4 protein-coding genes are annotated in these 4,004 nt (G+C 69.4%); 2 read left to right on the top strand and 2 right to left on the bottom strand.

The genetic code is table 11. The annotated features are described in order from the left end of the window. Positions 1 to 122: 122 nt before the first annotated feature. Together BMZ92_RS36620 and BMZ92_RS36615 are read right to left on the bottom strand one after the other, a co-directional pair. Positions 123 to 947, bottom strand: a complete 825-nt coding sequence (locus tag BMZ92_RS36620; protein WP_091517276.1) for an MBL fold metallo-hydrolase — start codon at positions 945 to 947, stop codon at positions 123 to 125. Continuing rightward, positions 947 to 1,519: a TetR/AcrR family transcriptional regulator gene (locus BMZ92_RS36615; RefSeq protein ID WP_091517275.1), complete on the bottom strand. Its 573-nt coding sequence runs from the start codon at positions 1,517 to 1,519 to the stop codon at positions 947 to 949. Before BMZ92_RS36615 ends, BMZ92_RS36620 begins: the two co-directional genes overlap by 1 nt. Positions 1,520 to 1,586: 67 nt before the next feature. On the opposite strand from BMZ92_RS36615, the gene BMZ92_RS36610 reads away from it, so the two are divergent. Together BMZ92_RS36610 and BMZ92_RS36605 are read left to right on the top strand one after the other, a co-directional pair. Continuing rightward, positions 1,587 to 2,495, top strand: coding sequence for an aldose 1-epimerase family protein (locus tag BMZ92_RS36610; RefSeq protein WP_091517274.1), 909 nt, complete (start codon positions 1,587 to 1,589; stop codon positions 2,493 to 2,495). Between the two features lie 26 nt (positions 2,496 to 2,521). Continuing rightward, positions 2,522 to 3,733 carry an amidohydrolase gene (locus BMZ92_RS36605; RefSeq protein WP_091517273.1) on the top strand — a complete coding sequence of 404 codons (1,212 nt, stop codon included), beginning with the start codon at positions 2,522 to 2,524 and terminating at the stop codon, positions 3,731 to 3,733. The last annotated feature ends 271 nt before the right edge of the window (positions 3,734 to 4,004 follow it).

The following is a 4,004-nucleotide window of genomic DNA, read 5'->3' as shown; positions in this document are numbered from 1 at the left end:
GTCATCTACGCCATGCTCCGCAACCGCACCTACTACCGAACCCCGCAACCCAAAAACACGCCCGCCGCCGCTTGACAACCACATAGGGACACCCCCCGCCGCGAGTCGCCCCGCCCCCACCGTCACCCCGCCGCCCCGAGGTCCCGGAGTTCCGTCGGGCTGTGGGCCGAGAACGTGCGCACCTCGGGGTGGTCGCGCACCAGTTCCCGCAGCCGCCGCTGGTTGTGCAGCCTGGTGGGCGCCACGGTCTGCACCAGCCTCTCGAACAGCCCCAGCCCAGCCGGGATGTGGGGCGTCGCCGCGAGTTCGCCCGGGTGGAAGTAGGAGTCCCCGGCGCTGAGCAGCCAGCCGTCCCCCGTGTCGACGGCCACCCCGGCGTGCCCCCGCGTGTGGCCGGCCAGCGGGACGAGCAGGATCTCCGGCGGGAGCCCCTTCAGCTCGCGCACGGCCTCGAAGCCGTACCACGGTTCTCCACTGTCCGCATAGGACATCCATTGTGGACCGTGTGCGAACTGCGTGTGCCGGTAGCGGTGACGTTCGGCGACGTCCATCGGCGAACGCAGGGCGCGCAGCTCCTCGGCGTAGACGTGCACCGCCGCGTGCGGGAAGTCCGCCAGCCCGCCGGCGTGGTCGAAATCCAGGTGGGTCACCACGATGTGCCGCACGTCCTCGGGCCGGTGACCGAGCCGCCGCACCTCCGCCAGCGCGGTCTCCTTCAGCGACGGCCGCGCGCCGACGAGCCTGCCGAACCAGCGGCCCATCCACTCGTCCGGCTGGGACACCGCCCTGGCGCCCATCCCCGTGTCGACGAGGACCAGCTCCGTGTCCGTCTCGATGAGCAGGCAGTGGCACACCAGCTCGGCGCGCCGGAACAGACCGCCGCGCCCGTCGATCAGCCTGCCGCCGGGCGGGCGCAGGGTTCCGGCGTTGAAGTGGTGTACGCGCATCAGGTCTCCTTGGTGAAGGTGGTCCTCAGGTACTCGGCGACGGTTCGCAGCGGTGCGACGTCATGCTGGGTTTTCGCGAGCAGCAACGCGCCCTCGATCGCGCTGAGCGCCAGCACGGCCAGCGACGCGGCCCGCTGGTCCGGGAAGCCCTCGCGGACGAGGTAGTCCGCGATCACGTCGCGCCACGACGTGTACCCAGAGGCGCAGGCGTCGCGGATGACAGCGCTTTCTCCCGCGTCCACCGCGACCGTCGCGATAGGACAGCCACGGCGGAAGTCCGACTCGATCAGGTTGTGCGCCAAGGCTTCCAGTACCGAGACGATCGCCGTGCCGGGATCGGGTGCGGCGTGGAGCAGGTCGCGCAGCTGAACCGCCACGCGTTCCCCGGACAACGTGACGGCTTCCGCGGCGAGCTGCTCCTTGCCGCCGGGGAAGTGGAAGTACAGCGAACCCTTCGGCGCCCCGCCCGCGTTGACCAGCTGGTTCAGGCCCGTGGCGTGGTAGCCCTGCGTGTGGAACAGGTCGGCGGCGGAGTCGAGCATGCGCTGCCGGGTGTCGGTGCGGCGGGCCATGGGGGTTACCGTAGCGCAAAGTATGACGACCGGTCTAGTTACTTCGTGGAGCGCTAACCTCCAGTGCATGGCCAACCCCACTGGACAGCAGTTCGAGATCGTCCGCGGCAACGCTCGCGCGGTGGTCACCGAGATCGGCGCCGGGCTGCGTGCGTTCGAGATCAACGGCGTGCCCTACGTCGAGACCTTCCCCGAGGACGCGAAGCCGCCGAAGGGGGCGGGCCAGGTGCTGCTGCCGTGGCCGAACCGGACGAAGGCCGCCGAGTGGACGTATCAGGGCGAAAAGCAGCAGCTCGAGGTCACCGAGGCGGCTCGGGGCAACGCGATCCACGGGCTGACGCGGCATCGCGAGTGGACGCTCGTCGAGCACGCGGAGTCGTCGATCACCTTCGAGATCGAGGTGGAGAAGCAGCAGGGCTGGCCGGTGCCGCTGCACGCGCGCATCACCTACGCGCTCGCGCCGCGCGAGCTGACGGTCACGCATGAGATCCGCAACGAGGGAGAGTCGGCGATCGGTGTCGGCGTGGGCACGCACCCGTACTTCCGCATCGGCGACGTGCCGACGGACGACCTCACGCTGACCCTGTCCGCGACGCGCGTCCGGCCCTACATCGGGGACCAGCAGCTGCCGTACGGGCCGGAGCAGGACGTCGAGGGCACGGAGTACGACTTCCGCGGTGGGGTGCTGGTCGGTCAGGTGGACCTGGACACGGCGTTCGGCGGGCTGACCGCGGGTGCGGACGGGCGGCACCACCACGTGCTGTCGCACGGGGAGCAGAGCGTCGACGTGTGGACGGACGCGGACTTCCGGTGGGTGCAGGTGTTCACGCCGCAGGACCTGGTGGGCCGGGGCCGCGCGATCGCGATCGAGCCGATGACGTGCCCGGCGGACGCGCTGAACTCGGGCACGGACCTGATCGAGCTGGAGCCGGGCACGTCGTGGACCGGCAGCTGGGGTGTCCGAATTTCGGTCTGACCCGCGATTCGTTAGCGTGTCAAACCATGGTGAGCGCGATTGTGGGCGGTTATGTGGTGCCGGTCGACGGTGAGCCGATCGACGGGGGCACGGTCCTCATCGAGGACGGCAGGATCGTCGAGGTGGGTGCGGACGCCGACGTCGACATCCCGGAGGACGCCGAGCTGATCGACGCCGCGGGGTCGTGGGTGCTGCCGGGGTTCTTCGACGCGCACGTCCACCTCGGCGTGCACGAGGAGGGCGAGGGCTGGTCGGGCAACGACACGAACGAGATGACCGACCCGAACGGCGCCCGCTTCCGCGCGATCGACGGCATCGACCCGTACGACGTCGGTTTCGACGACGCGCTGGCGGGCGGGGTCACGAGCGTCGTCGTGAAGCCGGGCTCGGGCAACCCGATCGGGGGTCGCACGATCGGCGTCAAAACGTGGGGCCGGACGATCCTCGACATGGTCTTCGCCGACCAGGTGAGCGTGAAGAGCGCGCTGGGTGAGAACCCGAAGCGCGTGTACGGCGAGAAGAAGCAGACGCCGAGCACGAGGCTGGGCGTCGCCGCGATCATCCGCGAGGCTTTCACGAAGGCCCAGAACTACGCGGCGCAGCGGGATCACGCGCGGGACGAGGGCAAGCCGTTCGACGTCGATCTCACGCTGGAGACGCTCGCCGAGGTGCTCGACGGGGAGCTCTACTGGGACCAGCACACGCACCGGGCGGACGACATCGTCACCGCGATCCGGCTGGCGGAGGAGTTCGGGTACAAACTCGTGGTCAACCACGGCACCGAGGGGCACCTGATCGCGGACTTGCTGGCGGAGAAGGAAATCCCGGTCATCCTCGGTCCGCTGTTCACCACCCGCTCGAAGGTGGAGCTGCGGAACCGGACACTCCGCTCGGCGGGCATCCTGGCGCGGGCGGGCGTCAAACTGGCGATCACCACGGACCACCCGGTCGTCCCGATCAATTTCCTGGTGTACCAGGCCGCGCTGGCGGTCAAGGACGGCTTGGACCCGGAAGCGGCACTGCGCTCGTTGACGGTGAACCCGGCGAGCATGCTGGGCCTGGACGATCGGATCGGCTCCCTGAAGCCGGGTCTCGACGCGGATGTCGTGATCTGGTCGGGTGATCCGCTGGACGTGATGAACCGGGCGCTGAGGGTTTTCGTGCGGGGCAAGGAGGTCTACCACTTCGACGAGTCCACCGGCGACGGCGTAGTGGCAGACCGCCGATACCGGGAGTAGGGAAGCCACCGGAACGAACCTGCGAAGCCAGCACCACCACCACCCCCACACCGCACCCAGCAACGGAACGGAAGCGGCCCCACGCCCCGCTCCTCCCCCGCCTCGATCCCCAGCTGCCTTAGCGGTTGGCTCACCGTGTCAAGGGTGGGCGGAGCCCATCGCGAAGGGACGCCGAAGAAGCTTCTATGTCAAGTGGTGGTGGTCGGTGTGGAGTGCGTGGTAGAGGACGTCGGAGAGGTGGCGTTTGAGGGCGCGGATGGCGGCTTTTCGG

The organism is Amycolatopsis sacchari (assembly GCF_900114035.1).
Taxonomy (GTDB): Bacteria; Actinomycetota; Actinomycetes; order Mycobacteriales; family Pseudonocardiaceae; genus Amycolatopsis_E; species Amycolatopsis_E sacchari.
Note: the sequence above shows the minus strand (reverse complement) of the source record. Positions and strands in the feature narration are given on the sequence as shown.

Coding starts and splice junctions, on each gene's coding strand:
- BMZ92_RS36620 (WP_091517276.1), bottom strand. CDS start 947: ATGCGCGTACACCACTTCAACGCCGGAACCCTGCGCCCGCCCGGCGGC.
- BMZ92_RS36615 (WP_091517275.1), bottom strand. CDS start 1,519: ATGGCCCGCCGCACCGACACCCGGCAGCGCATGCTCGACTCCGCCGCC.
- BMZ92_RS36610 (WP_091517274.1), top strand. CDS start 1,587: ATGGCCAACCCCACTGGACAGCAGTTCGAGATCGTCCGCGGCAACGCT.
- BMZ92_RS36605 (WP_091517273.1), top strand. CDS start 2,522: ATGGTGAGCGCGATTGTGGGCGGTTATGTGGTGCCGGTCGACGGTGAG.